Source organism: Williamsia herbipolensis, assembly GCF_036153515.1.
Taxonomy (GTDB): Bacteria; Actinomycetota; Actinomycetes; order Mycobacteriales; family Mycobacteriaceae; genus Williamsia_A; species Williamsia_A herbipolensis.
The window spans coordinates 2,411,171-2,428,275 of record NZ_CP108021.1 but is presented as its reverse complement, the minus strand read 5'-3'; the positions used below and the strand labels follow the sequence as shown (position 1 = coordinate 2,428,275).

Genomic DNA, 17,105 nt, shown 5'->3' with positions numbered 1-17,105 from the left:
AGGCGGGCGACAGGGGCGAACTCGCCACGATTGTCTCAGGTCATCGTTCCCGACGGGATCTCCGCCGTGTGGTCACTCAGTGCGAACGCCCGCTGAGCAACGCTGACAGCGGGCGGAACGGCGCCAGCCAGGCGCCGTCATCGGGCAGCGAATCGAGGTTGATCCGCGGGAGGGGCTCGCGGAACACGCCCGCGATGTCCTCCAGGTCGACGAACTCGATGACCTCCGACGTCACCGCCCAACTGGCGTGTTCCCGGAAACCGAGGACGGCGACCGGCACACCCTCGGCGGCGATCTCCTCCAGCGGTTCCCGGAAGGCCTGACCGTCGGCCGAGGCCACGATCAGTCCCGCTAACCCCACAGTGTGCCTGCGCAACTCGATGTGGTCGAGCATGTCCGAGTCGACGTCACTGTCCTCGGTGACCTTCGGCTTCGCGAACACGGCGAAACCGACGTTGCGCAACGCCTCGACCCACGGCCGCACCACGTCGGCGCTACCGGGGACGATGTTGGTGAAGACGGTCGCCTCGGGCTCGATGTCGCGGGAGCCGTCGTCCGCCGCGGCCGACAGGTCGGCGGTGCGCGTGAGCAGCCAGCGGCCCAGGGCGTCGAACCGGGGGCGGTGCGAGGTGGTCGGACGCCCACCCAGGATCGCCCCGAGCCCCATGTCGAGGTTCGGCGCGTCCCAGATCAGCAGCGACCGTGGTGCCGGGCTGCCGCCGGAGATGGTGCGCGCGACGCCGGGCGCCTCGGTGGCCGAACCACCGTTCTGGCCCGACATCAGGCTGCGTCCCGGGGGATGCGGCGCAGCACGAACTCGGTGACCGGGCGTCCCTCGCGATCGGCCCGACCCTCGAACTTGGTGGTCGGGCGGTCGAGGGAGAACGGTGCCTCGCCGTCGAACGGCACCAGCAGATCCTGCTCGGCCAGCTGCTCGGCGATGTACTCCGCGTACTCGGCGTGGTCGGTGGCGATGTGCACGACGGCGTCGTCGACGACCGCCTGCGCGATCAGCGCGAGCGTGCCGGTCTGCAGCAGCCGTCGTTTGTGATGGCGGGCCTTGGGCCACGGGTCGGGGAAGAACACGCGCATGCCGAACAGCGACGCCGGGGCGATCATGTCGCGCAGCACCGCCACCGCGTCACCGCGGACGATGCGGATGTTGTCGATGTCCTCGCGCACGATCATGCCGATGAGCTGGGCGAGTCCGGGCTTGTAGACCTCGACCGCGAGCACGTCGAACTGCGGCTCGACCTGCGCCATCGCCGCGGTCGATGTGCCGGTGCCGCAACCGATCTCCATGATCACCGGTGCGGTGCGGCCGAACCATGCGTGCACGTCGAGGGGGGAATCCGTCGCATCGCGACCGATGATCGGCCACACTGTCTCCCAGTTGTGCTGCTGGGCGGGCGTGAGAGCGCCGCGTCGCGATCGGAAACTGGTCACCCGGGGATAGAGCCGCGCGCGTTCCACATGATCGATCGGGTCGGGCACGGTGTCGGTGCCCGTGGCATGGGAATCGGGGGCGTGCTGGTCGGGGTCCACCCTGCCATGGTGGCGCATCGAGGGGCCGGGGGACAGTCGGGCAGCAGTGGGAGAGGGTGAGGGGTCGATGGACGTGTCGGGTGTGGCGGTGTCCGGGGCACTGTTCTCCGACGGCCCGCTGGCCGACGCCGCCGCCCTGCTCGACGCGCTCGGCGACCGCTTCGACGACCGTCCCGAGATCGTGCACGCCCGACGCGAGGTGCACGACCGACTGCGGGTCGCCGTCCACGGTCGGCCCGGGACCGGCCGCGACACCCTCGCCCGCGCCGTCCGCGACCACCTCGACGTCGCGCCGATCGGTCCCGGTGACGACGATGCCGACGCCGATGCCGACCTCTGGATCTACGTGCTGGTGGGGTGGCCGCGTGCCGCCGACCACGCCGCCCTGCGACGGCTGCCCGCCGAGAGGACCCTCGTGGTGCTGGGCAAGGCCGACACCCTCGGCTCGTGGGACGTCGCGCGGTCGACCGCCGACGAGATCGCGGCGCTGCTGCGCCGGCCGGTGCACCCGGTGATGCCGCTGCTGGGGTGCGCCGACCTCACCGACGAGGAGTTCGCGCTGCTGGAGACGATGGTGGCGACCGACGAACCGATGCCGTCGATGGCGGCGCACTTCATCGTGGGTGGTCGCGAGGAGCAGGCCCTGCGCACCGGCCTGCTGCGTCGGCTCGACCAGTTCGGCATCCTCACCGCCCTCGACCTCGTCGACGACGCGCGCCTCGAGGGCCGTCGACTCGACCGGCGACAGCTCAGCGCGGCGCTGCGGGCCGACAGCGGGGTGTCGCAGCTGCGACTCGCGGTCGCCGCGACGCTGCCCGCGGTCGGTGTCCGTCGCCGCGACGTGGTCGTCGACCGCCTCGACCGTCTCGCCGCCGCCGGGATCGCCCGCGACGAGATCGAGGCGGCCCTCGGCCGGTTGCAGTCCGGCGTTGTCGGTCGGCCTCGGCCGAGGACCCTCGCGGGGTCGGGGACGTGAACCCGGACACGGTCGTGGTCGTCGGGGTCGGCCGCAGCGGGGTGACGACGCTGATCGAGGCCCTCGGGGTCGTCGATCCGGGCCTGCCGGTGGTGCGCGTGGCACCCGCGGACCTCGCCCCGCCTGTTCGCGTCCGCGTGGGGTTGCTCGTGATCGACCCGTCGTCGGTGGTCGGCGACGAGGAGGTGAACCTGTTCTCCCGGCTGCGCGCGGTCGCCTCCACCGTCGCCGTCGTGTGCACGAAGGTCGACGCGTTCTGGGACTGGCCCACCAACGCCCGGGCCAGCCGCGCGGTGCTCGACCCGACCGGGCGGTGGCCGGTGTTCGCGGTGTCGGGTGCGGCCGCCGTCGCCGGTGCGGTCGACGAATCCGGTGTCGACGAACTCCTGGGCTGGATCCGACAGTCGCCGCCGGTCACGTCGCACGACACCGCCGACGACACCGGTGTGGCCCGCCGGTCGGCGACCGAGCTCGCCGCGACCCGCGCGCGCCTGGTGCGCGGACGCGATCGGGGCCGGTCCGATCGGCTGGCCGCGCTGCGATCGGGTCTCGCGAGCATCCGTGCCCGCGCCGTGGCCGATCTGAACGCCGGTGTCCGCGACATCGGCGCCACCTCCCGCGACACCGTCGCCGGGTTGCGCGACGACGACGTCGCCGCGCACGCCGAGTGGGTGGCCGCGGCCATGACCCACCTGCGTGACCGGCTCGACGCGCGGGTGCGCACCGAACTCGACCAGATCCGGGCGGTCGCGCTGCTGGGCATCGAGCCGGTCGCACCCGCCGCACCCGCCCCGCAGCGTCCACCGGTGCGACTGCGACCCCAGACGGAGCGTCGCCGCGGCGCGGAGGACGCGTTGCTGGTGCTGTTCGGGGCATCGGGTGGGGCCGCACTGGGACGTCTGGTGGTGACACCGCTCGCGCAGGTCCACACCCTGCAGTGGATCACCATGCCGGTGGCCCTGGTCATCGGTGTGGTGATGGCGATCGGGGTGGTGCGGCTGCGCCGGGTCGCGGCGCTGCGCACCGCGGTCCGCACCTGGACCACCGAGGCGCTCGGCGAGGCGCGGGCGACGATCGAACACGACCTCCTCGACCGGATCACCGCTGCCGACCCCGTCGTCGCCGGACAGATCGCGCGCCACCACGACCGTCGCGCGCGCCTCGTCGCCGAGGAGGTCGCCGCCGTCGACGCCCAGATCCGCGGTTCGAGGGCGGGTGGAACCGAACGGGCCGTCGCGACGTCCGAACACGGACAGGCCATCGGCGAAGGGAAACAGAGATGATCGAGATCGGTGACGCGTTCGATCAGGATGACGAGACCGGGGGCGGCGATCCCGACGACCACCTGGTGCACCCGGCGATGGCGACACACCCCGCCCACGACCCCCACGACAACCTGTGGATGGCCGACGGCGACCGGATCTGGGACCTCGGGCCCGCCGAGACCGACACCGACGCCGACGGCGTCGCCGACTCGCTCACGCGGATCGGACCCGACGGTATGACCGTCTACACCGACAGCGATCACGACGGTCAGATCGACGCGATCACGGAGGTCGATGCGGACGGGGGCTACGAATCGCGCCGACTCGACACGGCCACCGGCGAGTGGGTGCGCACCGACATCGGGCGCCTGCGATGACCGAGCGTGCGATCGCTCACCCGTTTGGCGAACGGCCCGCCTGAACCAGTAACCTGGGCGGACACCATGTCCGTCACCGGCGACGGACACTCCCGGCGGGGGCTGCGGACCCCACGCCGGACGGCCACGCAGGAGATGCACAGATGACCTCAGCGACCATCCCCGGTCTGGATCCCGACAACGCCCCCACCCGGCACGCCGAGCTCCTGGCCTGGGTCGCCGAGATCGCCGAGCTCACCCAGCCCGACCGCGTGGAGTGGTCCGACGGCAGCGACGAGGAGTGGACGCGGCTGACCGACCATCTCGTCGCCGCGGGCACCATCGTGAAGCTGAACGAGGAGAAGAAGCCCAACTCCTACCTCGCGACCTCCGATCCCGCCGACGTCGCCCGCGTCGAGTCGCGCACCTACATCTGTTCGAAGAACGAGATCGACGCCGGCCCCACCAACAACTGGGTCGACCCGACCGAGATGCGCGCGACGATGACCGAGCTGTACCGCGGCTGCATGCGCGGACGCACGATGTACGTCATCCCGTTCTGCATGGGCCCGCTCGGCGCCGACGACCCGAAGCTCGGTGTCGAGATCACCGACTCGGAGTACGTGGTCCTGTCGATGCGGATCATGACGCGCGTCGGCCCGCAGGTCGTCGAGCTGCTCGGCGAGGACCGCTTCTTCGTCAAGGCGCTGCACTCGTTGGGCGCGCCGCTGGCCGACGGCGAGGCCGACGTCCCGTGGCCCTGCAACACCACGAAATACATCACCCACTTCCCCGAGGACCGCGAGATCTGGTCGTTCGGCTCGGGCTACGGCGGCAACGCGCTGCTGGGCAAGAAGTGCTACTCGCTGCGCATCGCCTCGGCCATGGCGCACGACGAGGGCTGGCTGGCCGAGCACATGCTCATCCTCAAGCTGATCAGCCCGGAGGAGAAGGCCTACTACTTCGCGGCGGCGTTCCCGAGCGCCTGCGGCAAGACCAACCTCGCGATGATCCAGCCGACCATCCCCGGCTGGCGCGCGGAGACCCTCGGCGACGACATCGCCTGGATGCGTTTCGGTGACGACGGCCGCCTCTACGCGGTGAACCCCGAGTTCGGGTTCTTCGGCGTGGCGCCGGGCACCAACTGGTCGTCGAACCCGAACGCGATGAAGACCGTCGAGGCCGGCAACACGATGTACACCAACGTGGCCCGCACCGACGACGGCGACATCTGGTGGGAGGGTCTCGAGGGCGAGCACGACCACCTCATCGACTGGCAGGGCAACGACTGGACGCCCGAGTCCGGAACGCCTGCCGCGCACCCGAACTCGCGCTACTGCACCCCGATGAGCCAGTGCCCGATCATGGCGCCGGAGTGGGACGACCCCCAGGGCGTGCCGATCTCGGGCATCCTGTTCGGCGGCCGTCGCAAGACCACCGTCCCGCTGGTGACCGAGGCTCGCAGCTGGCAGCACGGTGTGTTCATGGGCGCGACCGTGGGCTCCGAGCAGACCGCCGCCGCCGAGGGCACGGTCGGCACCATCCGCCGCGACCCGATGGCCATGCTGCCGTTCCTGGGCTACAACGTGGGCGACTACCTGCAGCACTGGATCGACCTCGGTAAGAACGCCGACGAGTCGAAGCTGCCGAAGGTGTTCTACGTCAACTGGTTCCGTCGCGGCGACGACAAGCGCTTCCTGTGGCCCGGATTCGGCGAGAACAGCCGCGTGCTGAAGTGGATCGTCGAGCGCATCGAGGGCACCGCCGACGGCGTCGAGACCCCCATCGGCATCGTCGCGACACCGGAGGCCCTCGATCTCGACGGCCTCGACGCGTCGCCGGCGGACGTCGCGGAGTCGCTCGCGGTGAACCTCGACGAGTGGCGCGGCGAGATCCCGTCGATCGAGGAGTGGTTCGAGTTCGTCGGTGAGAAGCTCCCGACGGGGATCGCCGACGAGTTCGCCGCACTCAAGCAGCGCCTGAGCTGAGCGCGACGAACATCACCGGACGCACCCGGGTCGGTCACTTTCCGATCTCGTACCGCCGCTTTGCGGTACTTGGTCTGGTGCGGGTTCCGACGGTGCCGGTAGCATCCCGCCTCATGGGTCTCAGTCGCTCCGGCGCGCGTCGTTCCTCTCTCGGTGTCCTCCTCCTGAGCTGCGCGCTCGCGGTCGGCACCGTCGTCGCGGCGCCGTCCTCGGCCGCGCCCGGGCTGCGGGGGCCGTCGGCGCGCTACGTCGACACGATGACCGTGCCCGACAATTTCATCCCGTTCCCCGCGCGCTTCGGCGGACTGTCGGGCATCGACAACATCGGTGGCGGCAACTACGTCGCGGTCAGCGACGACAAGGTCCAGTACGGCGCCACGCGGTACTACCAGTTCGGTCTGCCGATCACGCCCGACGGGATGTTCGCCTCGACCACCCCGCAGATCAACGGCGGCGGCACCATCCTCGGGCCCGGCAACGTGCCGATCCTGCCCGGCGGCGCCGACCTCGAGGGCATCCGCAAACTCGGTGGCAACTACGTCGTCTCCAGCGAGGGGGCACGACCGTTCGTCCGGGTGATCACCCCGCCCGGTCTCTACGTACGCGACCTGCCGATCCCGCGTGCCTACCTCCCGGGCCGCTCGTCGGGCCTGGCCGTCAACGACGGTTTCGAGGGCCTCGCGGTCACCCCGGGCGGTTCGATCGCCCTGATGACCGAGCAGGCCCTGCGCCAGGACGGACCCGCTCCCACCAAGGCCGCCGGCACCCGCTCGCGGTTGCTGGTCTACGGCGCCCGCGGCGGCACCAGCGAGTACGTCTACCGCACCGATCCGCTCGCGCGGAACGCGAGCAACCGTGCGAGCAAGGGCGTCTCGGAGATCCTCGCCGTCAACGCCACCGACTTCCTCGTCCTCGAGCGTGGATTCGATCCCGCGACCGGCCGTAACGACATCAAGGTCTACTTCTCCACGACCCGCGGCGCGACCTCGGTGACCGGGGTGAACCGCCTCTCGGGTCGCGAGACGGTCATGCCCAAGACGCTGGTCTACGACTTCGCCTCGCTGCCGCTGCTGCGCCCGGACAACGTCGAGGGCATGGCCTTCGGACCGCGGCTGTCGGGCAATCGTCGTGCGCTGATCCTCATCAGCGACGACAACTTCAACAACCCGACGCAGCACACCAAGCTGCACCTGCTGGCGCTGCGTTTCTAGTCCACTCCTCCCGCGCCGTGGATGATGGTGGGGGAAAAGATCAGGGACTGCCCCGATGTCGACGATGACCGTCGCGGGCGATCATCTCGTGTGAGCACACGCCACACGGGTGCCCCGGTCGGAAGGCGGACATGAGCGTTTCAGCAGCAGAACAGTCGACGAGTGCGGAGATCGCGGCGCGCGCAACCGATGTGACGAAGACCTACGGGTCGGGCGACACCACGGTCGAGGCCCTGCGCGGCGTCTCGCTGTCGTTCCGATCGGGGGAGTTCACCGCGATCATGGGTCCCTCCGGCTCGGGCAAGTCGACGCTCATGCACTGTCTCGCCGGCCTCGACTCGGTGAGCGGCGGGTCGGTCACCATCGGTGACACCGATCTCACCTCGCTGGGCGACAAGGAGATGACCCGGTTGCGTCGCGACCGCATCGGGTTCGTGTTCCAGTCCTACAACCTGGTGCCCACCCTCACCGCGCGCGAGAACATCACCCTGCCGCTCGACATCGCCGGCCGCACCCCCGATCAGCAGTGGTTCGACACCGTCGTCGAACGCCTCGGCATCGGTGAGCGCCTCGGTCACCGCCCCAGTGAGCTGTCCGGCGGACAGCAGCAGCGGGTGGCCTGTGCCCGCGCCCTGGTCGGCCAACCGGCGATCATCTTCGGCGACGAACCCACCGGCAACCTCGACTCCCGTTCCTCGGGTGAGGTGATGAGCATCCTGCGTGCCGCGGTCGACGAGTTCGGTCAGACCGTTGTCATCGTGACCCACGACCCGCGCGCCGCAAGCTGGGCCGACCGGGTGGTGTTCCTCGCCGACGGCCGCATCGTCGAGGAGCTGCACAAGCCGTCGGCCGACGACGTGTACGCCTACATGAAGAACCTCGACGCATGAGTTCGGCGTCCACCATGCGCCGGGTCTCACTGCGAAACCTGGCCGCGCACAAGGTCCGTCTCGTGCTCACGGTGCTCTCGGTGGTGCTCGGCACCTCGTTCGTGGCGGGGTCGATCATCTTCACCGGGACCATCTCGACGGCGTTCGACAACATCTTCGACAAGGTCGCGCTCGGGGTCGACACCCGACTGAGCCCGGCCGAGTCGCGGGCGTCGGGGGTCGACACCGCGGTTCTCGACCGCCTCGAGGCCGAGAAGTCGCAGCTGGGTATCAGCAAGATCGTCCCGCGCTACTCGGCCACGGTCACGATCGCCAAGGCCGACGGCACCGCCCTGCAGACCGGTGGCGCACCCAGTGTCGGGACGGCGTTCACGCCGCCCGCCGAGGCGTTGTCGACCACGGAGTCGATGCTCGAACCCGGCGGACGCGCGCCGGTCGGGACCGGTGAGATCGCGCTCAACGCCAGTGCGGCGAAGGAGGCCGGACTCTCGGTCGGGTCGACCACGACGCTGGTGGTGAGCCGCGGTGCGGCCACGCCGATGAAGGTCACCGTCGTCGGCATCGTCGACCTCCCCCAGGACACCGGCGGGTACGTCAACGTCCAGGTGCAGGAATCGGTTGCCCGGCAACTCTTCTCCGCCGACGACCGGCCCGCGTTCATCGAGATGGCGGCGGTACCGGGGGTGAGCGCGACGACGCTCACCGACCGGGTGCAGGCCGCGTTCGGCGACGACTACAAGGCCCAGACCGGCGCCCAGGTGCGGCAGGAGGAGAAGGACCGGGTCAACCAGTTCCTCGACGTCTTCAACTACATCCTATTGGCGTTCGCGGCGATCGGGCTCATCGTCGGCACGTTCATCATCTACAACACCTTCGCGATGATCATCGCGCAACGGGTGAAGGAGCTCGCGCTGCTGCGCGCCATCGGCGCCGGACGCGGGCAGATCACCAGGTCGGTGTTGCTCGAGGCGTTCGTGGTCGGACTGTTCGGCGGCCTCGTGGGGCTCGGTGTCGGCGTCGGGTTGGCGGCGATCCTCAAGGCGGTCACGACCTCCACCTCGGGACTGCCCAGTGCGCCACTGGAACTCACGCCGAGCGCGGTGATCGCCTGCATGGGGGTGGGCATCGTCGTGACGATGATCAGCGCCTACGCCCCGGCGCGACGTGCGGGTCAGGTGTCGCCGGTGGAGGCGATGCGCGAGAGCGCCACCGACGGTGCCTCGTCGCTGAGGCGGCGCACCCTCGCCGGCGCGATCCTCGGCGTCATCGGTGTCGCGGTCATCGGCATCGGCACCTCCGGACAGGGCGCGAAGTACGCGTCGACCGTCGGTGGCGGCGCACTGCTCATGATCATCGCGGTCGTGTTGTTCGCCCCGGCGCTGTCGCGGCCACTCGTCGGCGCACTCGGCCGGGTGCTCGGTGCGCCGTTCGGCAAGATCGGTCGGCTCGCCCGCACCAACGCGGTGCGGAACCCGAGGCGCACGGCGGCAACGGCTTTCGCGCTCACCCTCGGACTGATGCTCGTCGCGGTGGTCGGCACGTTCGGGTCGAGTCTGAAGGGGTCGATCGACACCGCCATCAACAAGAACCTGTCGGCGGATCTCGTGCTGGCCACGTCGGATCAGGGTGCGCTGCCGACGTCGGTGGTCACCGCGGCCAGTAAGGCACAGGGTGTGGGCACCGCGGTGTCGTTCCGCATCGTCGCGGCCAAGGTCGACGGACAGGCGGTCAGCGGCATCTCGCCCACCGGTGACCTCGGCGCGGTCACGCCGTACGAGATGCTCGACGGCGCATCGAAATCGATCCCGTCCGACGGGATGATCGTCTCGGAGAAGACCAGCAAGTCCAAGGGCTGGAAACGCGGCCAGGTGCTCACGTTCACCGGTTACGACGGCGCCACGGTGCCGGTCACGGTGTCCGGAATCTACAAGGACTCACAGATCCTCGACCCCTGGCAGATGGGGGAGGGGGCCTACGAGAAGCTGGTGCCCGCCGGGTATCGATCAGATCTGTTGGTGCTGGTGAAGGCCGCGCCGGGGGAGTCGGTCGATGCGCTGCGGACCGAGTTGACCGCCGCCACCAAGGATTTCCTGACGGTGCAGGTCGAAGACCGTGCGCAGTTCGTCGGTCAGGCGTCGTCGCAGATCGATCAGATGCTGGCCGTGCTCTACGGCATGCTCGGGTTGGCGCTGGTGATCGCGGTGCTCGGCATCATCAACACGTTGGCGTTGTCGGTGATCGAGCGCAAACGCGAGATCGGGATGCTCCGCGCGATCGGCATGGCCCGCGCCCAGGTCCGCCGCACCATCTACGTCGAGTCGGTCCTGATCGCCATCTTCGGTGCCGTGCTGGGCGTCATCCTCGGCAGCGGTATCGGCATCGCCCTGGTGCGCACGTTCCGCGATCTCGGGATCACCACCGCCGTGCTGCCGTACGGCCTGATCGGGATCACGCTGGTGGCGGCCGCGTTCGTCGGTGTGCTGGCCGCGCTGTGGCCGGCGGTGCGCGCCGCGCGGACCAACCCCCTCGAGGCGATCACCGACGCCTGATCCCGGGTCAGGGTCGAAGGATCACGCAGCTGCTGGTGGCCGAGGCGAGCAGTCGGTCGTCGCCGTCGCGGATCTCGGCCTGCGCGAGCGCGGTTCGGCGCCCGGCGTGGACGACCGTTCCGGTGCAGGTGATCTCGCCGGTGTCGGCACGTACGCCGCGCAGGTACTTCACCGACAGGTCGAGGCTGGTGTAGCCGACACCCTCGTCGAGCACGGTCTGCACCGCGCAGCCCGCGGCGGAGTCGAGCAGGGTGGCGAGGATGCCGCCGTGCACCGAGCCGATCGGGTTGTAGTGGTACTCGGCGGGCTGCAGGGCGAAGACGACGCGACCGGATTCGGCCGAGACGAGGGTGGCGCCGGTCAGGTGCATGATCGGCGGCGCGGGCACCTCCCCGGCGGCCAGCGCGAGGATGAACTCGAGGCCGGTGCGGCCCTGCGCGGCCGACGCCGTGGCCATCGGGTCGTCCCAGGTGACGGTGCGGGTGCGATCGGTCATGTGTGGTCCTCGGGGGTCTCGGTGTCGGGTGCAGGGCCCGCGGCGAGCGCGGTCTCGTGCCGGGGGACGAGATGGTCATCGGTACAGCGCATCTCGGCGTGCACGGTCGCGCCGCAGTCGCGGTGCACGGTGTGCAGCGGGGGTCCGGGCTCGGGTGCCTCCCACCGATCACCCCAGTCGCGCAGGGCGGTGAGCACCACGCGGAGTTCCCCACCCTTGGTGGTGAGTCGGTACTCCTGTCGTTCCCGTTGTCCGGGTTCGCGATAGGGGCGGCGTTCGAGGATCCCGGCCGCGGTCAGCTCGTTCAGCCGCTTCGCCGCGGCCGATTCCGACACCCCGACCCGTTCGGCGAAGTCGTCGAAGCGTCGGGTTCCGAAGAACGCCTCGCGCAGCAGCAGCAGCGAGATCCGGTTGCCGATCACGTCGAGGGCGCGGGCGATCGAGCAGTTCGCGTTCGTGAGCGTCCACTCCCCACGGTCGGGGAGCAGCTCGGGCGGCGGATGCGTGGCCATCGGGTCAGGCTAGCACCCCTGGCTTTGCTGTCGAGAAGTCAGTCGATGGGGGCACACTGGTGGGCGTGACTTCTGACGACAGCACCCCTTCGGAGACGATCACCCCCTTCCGCGTCGAGGTGGCGCAGGAGCAGCTCGACGATCTCGTCGATCGCCTCGCCCGCACCCGGTGGGCCGAGCCGGAGACCGTCGACGACATCTCGCAGGGGGTGCGGGAGGAGTTGCTGCGTTCGCTGGTCGCTCACTGGGCCGACGGCTACGACTGGCGTCGACTCGAGCGACGCCTCAACGACCTGCCGCAGTTCCGGGTCGAACTCGACGGTGGAGGCCCGGACAGCCTGCGGGTCCACGTGATCCACGTGCGGTCGTCGCGGCCCGACGCCACGCCCCTGCTGTTGACCCACGGGTGGCCGGGATCGGTGTGCGAGTTCCTCGACGTGATCGCGCCGCTGACCGAGCCGGACGCCGACGAACCGGCGTTCCACGTCGTGATCCCGGCCCTGCCGGGGTTCGGGTTCAGCGACAAGCCGACGTCGCCGGGCTGGGGGATCGAGCGGATCGCCGACGCCTGGGCCCAACTCATGGCGCGTCTCGGCTACGAGCAGTACGTCGCTCAGGGCGGTGACTGGGGGTCGATCGTCACCAGCAGTCTCGCCGAGCGCGACGCCGAGCACATCGTGGGCATTCACCTGAACATGCCCCTCGCGCCGCCGGATCGTGATGACGAGCCGACTCCGCAGGAGGCGGAGATCCTCGCCGAGTCGGCCGAGCACCGGCGTCAGCGCACCGGATACCAGAAGCAGCAGTCGACCCGGCCGCAGACACTGGGATACGGCCTCGTCGATTCCCCTGTCGGGCAGGCGGCGTGGATCGTCGAGAAGTTCTGGGAGTGGACCGATCACGACGGCGACCTGACGTCGATCCTCGACCAGGATCAGCTGCTCGACGCGGTGATGATGTACTGGCTGCCCGCCGCGGGGGCGTCGTCGGCCCGGATCTACTGGGAGGCGGCCATTAGCCCGACGTGGCCGAACATCACCGTGCCGGTGGGCATCTCGATGTTCCCGAAGGAGATCTTCCGGACGTCTCGGCGGTGGGCGGCGAAGCGGTACCCGACCCTGGGGTACTTCCACGAGGTCGATCGTGGTGGCCACTTCGCCGCCCTCGAACAGCCCGAGCTCTTCGTGTCCGAGGTCCGGGCGTGGTTCGCGACGCTGAGAACGGTTCAGCCCGTGTAGGTCTGGGTGCCGGTGGCCAGCCAGGTCGTGGTGAAGCCGTTGGCCGCGGAGTTGGGGGCCGATGTCCGGGTCTCCTGGGTGCCCTGACCGTCGACGATGTCGATGGACTGGCTCGAGGTGAGTGCCGGTGAGGCCCCGTTGACGGTGATGGCGCGGAAGGTCACCGAACCCCAGTTCGGCGCGGTCGAGATGTAGCCGTTGACGTCGGTGTCCTCCTGGATCCATTCAGCCGAGGCGCCGGGGCCGGTGTAGGCGGCGGTCTTGCTCGCGGTCTGGCCGGTGGTGGTGTCGGTGAGCGTCATGGTCGAGGTGGTGCCGTTGGTGACCACCGAGGCGGTGATGGCGTCGCCGGGGGAGATCGGGAAACGGCTGAACCGGGTCTCGGGGGCGGGATCGCTGGGTGTGATCACCTCCCACCACGCGTAGTACGAGACCTTCCCGTTGACGACGTCGGCCTCGGTGCCGGTCTGGGTGAGGAAGCTGTTGGCGGCGCCGTCGACGCCGACCCACGTCGAGGAGTAGCCCGGGTAGGTGGTCGCCGTCTTGGGGACGGTCCACGAGGCGGTGGAGCTCCGGAACTGCCCCGACGATCCGGTCTGGGCGTAGCCCGCCCAGTTCGTCGAGGTGCTTCCGGCGGCGACACGGCCGGTCTTCGATCCGCGCGGCTTGCGGCCGACGAGGGGATGCCCGCGGACGCCGGTGGATGCGGAGACGGCGCTCGTGGTGGCGGGAACGTCGACACTCGCCGCGACGGCCAGGGTCGGGACGACCGCGGACGTGGCCAGGGCGGCGAGGGTGACGGCGAGATGGCGGCGCATGGGAACCCCTACTGTTAGTTGCCGGTGATAACCGAATGAGTGAGACCACCTGATCAGAGTTCTGCCCGGTTGGCGTGGTGAAGACCGATTTGTCGCGTCCGGACGCCGAAACGTCGGTGTTCGGCGGGTGGGTGCTCGGCGCCAGGCAGACTGGTGGGCGACCCGACAGGACGTCGGTGGGACGAGAGAGGCCGCGAGATGACCGAACGACCCGGTGGCGAGCAGGATCCCGGAGCGGACGATCAGTGGCGCCCGGTCGACCCGGTGGGCGGAAACCCGCCCACGCAGGCCTTCGACCCCGCCCAGGGCCCGTATCGGCAGGATCCGTACGCGCAACCCCAGTACGGGCAGCAGCCGCCCTACGGCGAGCCCCAGTACGGCACCGCTCAGTACGGGCAGACCCCGTACGGCCAGCCCCAGTACGACCAGACCCAGTACGGCCAGCCGCAGTACACCCAGCCGGGGTACGGCCAGGATCCGTACGCGCAGCCCCAGTACGGCGGGACCCAGTACGGCGGGACACCGCCCGGCGGCGGCAACACGAACCGGACGCTGTGGCTGATCGCAGCCGTGGTCGCCCTGCTCGTGGTGGTGGCGCTGGTGGCCGGCTACTTCCTGGTGAGCAACAGCGGCGATGACAGCGACAACGATCTGGCGGCGTCGAGCAGCACGTCGGTCACCGCGCCGGACGATTCGCTGATCCCAGATCTCCCCGGTGGCGCGATCCCCACGGAGGAGCCGCCGACGTCGGCGACCCCCACCGCGGGGCAGATCCTGTACCAGATCACGGGCAACGGCCAGGTTCTCGGACTGACCTACTCGGCCGGCCAGACCTTCAAGATCACACCGCGACTCATCACCCCGCCGTGGTCGGTGGCCGTCGATGTGGGGGTGACGCCGTCGTTGACGGCGGTCGTCCTCCAGGGTCAGCTGACGTGCACGATCAGCCGCGACGGTAAGGTGCTGAACACCTCGACATCGTCGACCGGCTTGTTGCGCTGTGAGGCGCCCGCGGGCTGATCGGCGCGGACCGGCAGTTCCGTCTCGGCTTCCCGAAAGGGTCTGTGCGCGAACGCATGCGGATCACGATGTTGTCCACAGAACGTGCCATCGACGTGGTGTCTGTCGGTACCCTCGAGTAGACTCGAACTCGTATTCGAGAGACGATTCGGGGGGATCATGGACACGGACGACGCGTTTGTGGTTGCGCTGCAGTCGTTCCTGTCGTCACTGGCTGACCTCCCCGCTGCCGGTGACGAGGCGGCCGCGATCGATCGCATCTCGGTACTCGAGGCGATCAAGGCGGGATGCGCTGCGGCGCAGGCGGTCGAGACGATGCGACTGGAGGAACTTCGCGTCGAATCCGAGTCCGCCGCCGGCGTGCCGAAGGCCCGCCAGGGTCGTGGGTTGGCCGCCGAGGTCGCACTCGCACGCAAAGCTTCCGGCTCTGCTGGTGGTCGGCACCTCGGGTTCGCGCGTGCGGTGATGCGCGAGATGCCGCACACGCGTGTCGCGTTGGCGTCCGGCGCGCTCACCGAGTGGCGAGCGACGATCCTGGTCCGCGAGACCGCGCACCTCACCCCACATGATCGCGGAGAGATCGACCGTCGTCTCTGCGCTGACGTGTCGGTGCTCGAGGGTGTCGGCGACCGGGCGTTGGACGCCGAAGTGAAACGCCTCGCCTACGAACTCGACCCGCAGGCCGTGGTGGACCGGCACGCCCAGGCAGCGAAAGACCGCCGCGTGTCGACCCGGCCCGCACCCGACGGGATGGTGCGCCTGTCAGCATTGCTGCCGCTCGTATCAGGAATCTCGGTGTACGCGGCGCTGAAGAGGCACGCCGATGCCACCGTCGGCGCCGACGACCGCACCCACGCACAGGTGATGGCCGACGCACTCGTCGAACGCGTCACCGGTGTGGTGACGGTCGATGCCCTGCCGGTGGCGGTCAATCTGGTTGTGCCCGATGACGTTCTCTTCGGCGAGAGCACGGCCGCGGCGCACGTGAACGGCTACGGTCCGATTCCTGCAGACACCGCTCGCAGCCTCATCGCCGATTCCCTCGACGCCGACGCGGCCACCACCCTGCGCCGGGTGTACAAGGCCCCGACGAGCGGTGCCCTGGTGGCGATGGATTCCACCGCGAGGCTGTTCCCGAGCGGGCTCAAGCACTTCCTTGACCTGCGCGACGAGTCGTGCCGCATCCCGTACTGCGATGCACCGATCGCCGAGTACGACCACGCCGATCCGCACGCCCGGGGCGGTGCCACCTCGGCGTCGAACGGCGGCGGAATGTGTCTGTCACACAACCGCGCCAAACAGAACCCCGGCTGGCGGATGACCACCGCCGACCACACCGACACCGGCCGCCACACCGCGACGATCACGACACCCACCGGACACAGTCATGTCTCGCGGGCACCGGCGCCCCCGGGTCACCACGACGAGACCGCCAGTCTCGTCGAACGACAACTCCGGTCGCTACTGGACGCCGCCTGAGCGGAACACCAGTACGAGATTGCTGCCCAACAGTTCTCGGAGAACGGGTACGCGCATCACCCACCAGGCCCAGCGGGGAAGGTAGCGGGGAAACGCGGCGACGAGGGTGGCGGCCTCGGTGGGAACGGTTGCCGCCCAGCGGAGTCCGTCGGACGCGGTGACACGGAAGAGGCTGGTGCCGTAGAGGTTCTTCGGTGGGTGGCCGTGGCGGCGGGTGTACATGCGGGCGGCGCGGGCGCCGCCGAGGTAGTGGGTGAGACCCATCTCGTGGCCACCGAACGGGCCGTACCAGAGGGTGTAGCTGAGGATCACGGTGCCGCCGGGTCGGGTGACGCGCAGCATCTCGGTGCCCATGCGCCACGGATCGCGGACGTGTTCGGCGACGTTGGAGGAGAAGCAGACGTCGAACGCACCGTCGGCGAAGGGCAGGTCCATCCCCGAGGCGCGCACGGTCGCGCGGTGCGGGAGCGCGGCGGCGTGCAGTTCGGCGGGGTCGGGTTCGGCGCTCACGTAGCGCGCGCCGAGTGCACGGAACCCGTCGGCGAAGTAGCCGGGTCCGCCGCCGACATCGAGGATCACCGCACCGTCGAGGTCGCCGTGGTGATCGGCCACGAGGTCCACCGAGTCGCGGGCCAGCGCCGAGTAGAAGCGGTCGGGGTCGGTCTGCTCGTAGCGGAAGTCGTTCAGCAACCCGGCGGCGCGACGCAGCGTGGCGCGACGGGCGAACGGGGACCGGGGCGGGGCGGACACGTCAGAACCCTA

The 17,105-nt window shown here is 69.8% G+C and carries 16 protein-coding genes; 10 read left to right on the top strand and 6 right to left on the bottom strand.

Annotated features, from left to right (window positions below):
• Positions 1–76: 76 nt before the first annotated feature.
• Together OG579_RS10905 and trmB are read right to left on the bottom strand one after the other, a co-directional pair.
• On the bottom strand, positions 77–781 hold the full coding sequence (locus tag OG579_RS10905) for an NYN domain-containing protein (RefSeq protein ID WP_328855951.1): 705 nt from the start codon (positions 779–781) through the stop codon (positions 77–79).
• Positions 781–1,563, bottom strand: a complete 783-nt coding sequence (trmB, locus tag OG579_RS10900; RefSeq protein WP_052688647.1) for a tRNA (guanosine(46)-N7)-methyltransferase TrmB — start codon at positions 1,561–1,563, stop codon at positions 781–783. Before trmB ends, OG579_RS10905 begins: the two co-directional genes overlap by 1 nt.
• 49 nt (positions 1,564–1,612) lie before the next feature.
• On the opposite strand from trmB, the gene OG579_RS10895 reads away from it, so the two are divergent.
• From OG579_RS10895 to OG579_RS10865, 7 genes are all read left to right on the top strand, one after another.
• Positions 1,613–2,521, top strand: coding sequence for a hypothetical protein (locus OG579_RS10895; protein WP_328855950.1), 909 nt, complete (start codon positions 1,613–1,615; stop codon positions 2,519–2,521).
• Positions 2,518–3,804 carry a hypothetical protein gene (locus OG579_RS10890; RefSeq protein WP_328855949.1) on the top strand — a complete coding sequence of 429 codons (1,287 nt, stop codon included), beginning with the start codon at positions 2,518–2,520 and terminating at the stop codon, positions 3,802–3,804. The genes OG579_RS10895 and OG579_RS10890 overlap by 4 nt, the downstream gene beginning before the upstream one ends.
• The gene (locus OG579_RS10885) at positions 3,801–4,163 is read left to right on the top strand and encodes a DUF6802 family protein (protein WP_408068664.1); all 363 of its coding nucleotides are present in this window, start codon (positions 3,801–3,803) and stop codon (positions 4,161–4,163) included. The genes OG579_RS10890 and OG579_RS10885 overlap by 4 nt, the downstream gene beginning before the upstream one ends.
• Positions 4,164–4,306: 143 nt before the next feature.
• The gene (locus OG579_RS10880; protein WP_045821272.1) at positions 4,307–6,130 is read left to right on the top strand and encodes a phosphoenolpyruvate carboxykinase (GTP); all 1,824 of its coding nucleotides are present in this window, start codon (positions 4,307–4,309) and stop codon (positions 6,128–6,130) included.
• A gap of 113 nt (positions 6,131–6,243) precedes the next feature.
• Positions 6,244–7,341, top strand: coding sequence for an esterase-like activity of phytase family protein (locus OG579_RS10875; RefSeq protein WP_328855948.1), 1,098 nt, complete (start codon positions 6,244–6,246; stop codon positions 7,339–7,341).
• Between the two features lie 131 nt (positions 7,342–7,472).
• On the top strand, positions 7,473–8,231 hold the full coding sequence (locus tag OG579_RS10870) for an ABC transporter ATP-binding protein (protein ID WP_045821274.1): 759 nt from the start codon (positions 7,473–7,475) through the stop codon (positions 8,229–8,231).
• On the top strand, positions 8,228–10,780 hold the full coding sequence (locus OG579_RS10865; RefSeq protein ID WP_328855947.1) for an ABC transporter permease: 2,553 nt from the start codon (positions 8,228–8,230) through the stop codon (positions 10,778–10,780). Before OG579_RS10870 ends, OG579_RS10865 begins: the two co-directional genes overlap by 4 nt.
• Positions 10,781–10,787: 7 nt before the next feature.
• Here OG579_RS10865 and OG579_RS10860 read toward each other — a convergent pair whose 3' ends face one another.
• Together OG579_RS10860 and OG579_RS10855 are read right to left on the bottom strand one after the other, a co-directional pair.
• Positions 10,788–11,276 (bottom strand): PaaI family thioesterase, encoded by a 489-nt coding sequence (locus OG579_RS10860; protein ID WP_328855946.1) that lies wholly within the window; start codon positions 11,274–11,276, stop codon positions 10,788–10,790.
• Positions 11,273–11,788 (bottom strand): winged helix-turn-helix transcriptional regulator, encoded by a 516-nt coding sequence (locus tag OG579_RS10855; RefSeq protein ID WP_328855945.1) that lies wholly within the window; start codon positions 11,786–11,788, stop codon positions 11,273–11,275. The genes OG579_RS10860 and OG579_RS10855 overlap by 4 nt, the downstream gene beginning before the upstream one ends.
• 98 nt (positions 11,789–11,886) lie before the next feature.
• On the opposite strand from OG579_RS10855, the gene OG579_RS10850 reads away from it, so the two are divergent.
• Positions 11,887–13,026: an epoxide hydrolase family protein gene (locus OG579_RS10850; protein ID WP_328859220.1), complete on the top strand. Its 1,140-nt coding sequence runs from the start codon at positions 11,887–11,889 to the stop codon at positions 13,024–13,026.
• On the opposite strand, the gene OG579_RS10845 is transcribed toward OG579_RS10850, so the two are convergent.
• The gene (locus OG579_RS10845) at positions 13,014–13,844 is read right to left on the bottom strand and encodes a G1 family glutamic endopeptidase (RefSeq protein WP_328855944.1); all 831 of its coding nucleotides are present in this window, start codon (positions 13,842–13,844) and stop codon (positions 13,014–13,016) included. The two genes, OG579_RS10850 and OG579_RS10845, sit on opposite strands and share 13 nt — an antisense overlap.
• Positions 13,845–14,042: 198 nt before the next feature.
• Here OG579_RS10845 and OG579_RS10840 point away from each other — a divergent pair, with 198 nt between their 5' ends.
• Entirely contained in the window at positions 14,043–14,864 is an 822-nt protein-coding gene (locus tag OG579_RS10840; protein ID WP_328855943.1) for a hypothetical protein, read from the top strand.
• A 159-nt stretch (positions 14,865–15,023) separates the two neighbouring features.
• Positions 15,024–16,343 (top strand): HNH endonuclease, encoded by a 1,320-nt coding sequence (locus OG579_RS10835; protein WP_328855942.1) that lies wholly within the window; start codon positions 15,024–15,026, stop codon positions 16,341–16,343.
• Here the strand turns inward: OG579_RS10835 and OG579_RS10830 are convergent.
• On the bottom strand, positions 16,326–17,093 hold the full coding sequence (locus OG579_RS10830) for a class I SAM-dependent methyltransferase (RefSeq protein ID WP_328855941.1): 768 nt from the start codon (positions 17,091–17,093) through the stop codon (positions 16,326–16,328). The two genes, OG579_RS10835 and OG579_RS10830, sit on opposite strands and share 18 nt — an antisense overlap.
• Between the last annotated feature and the right edge of the window lie 12 nt (positions 17,094–17,105).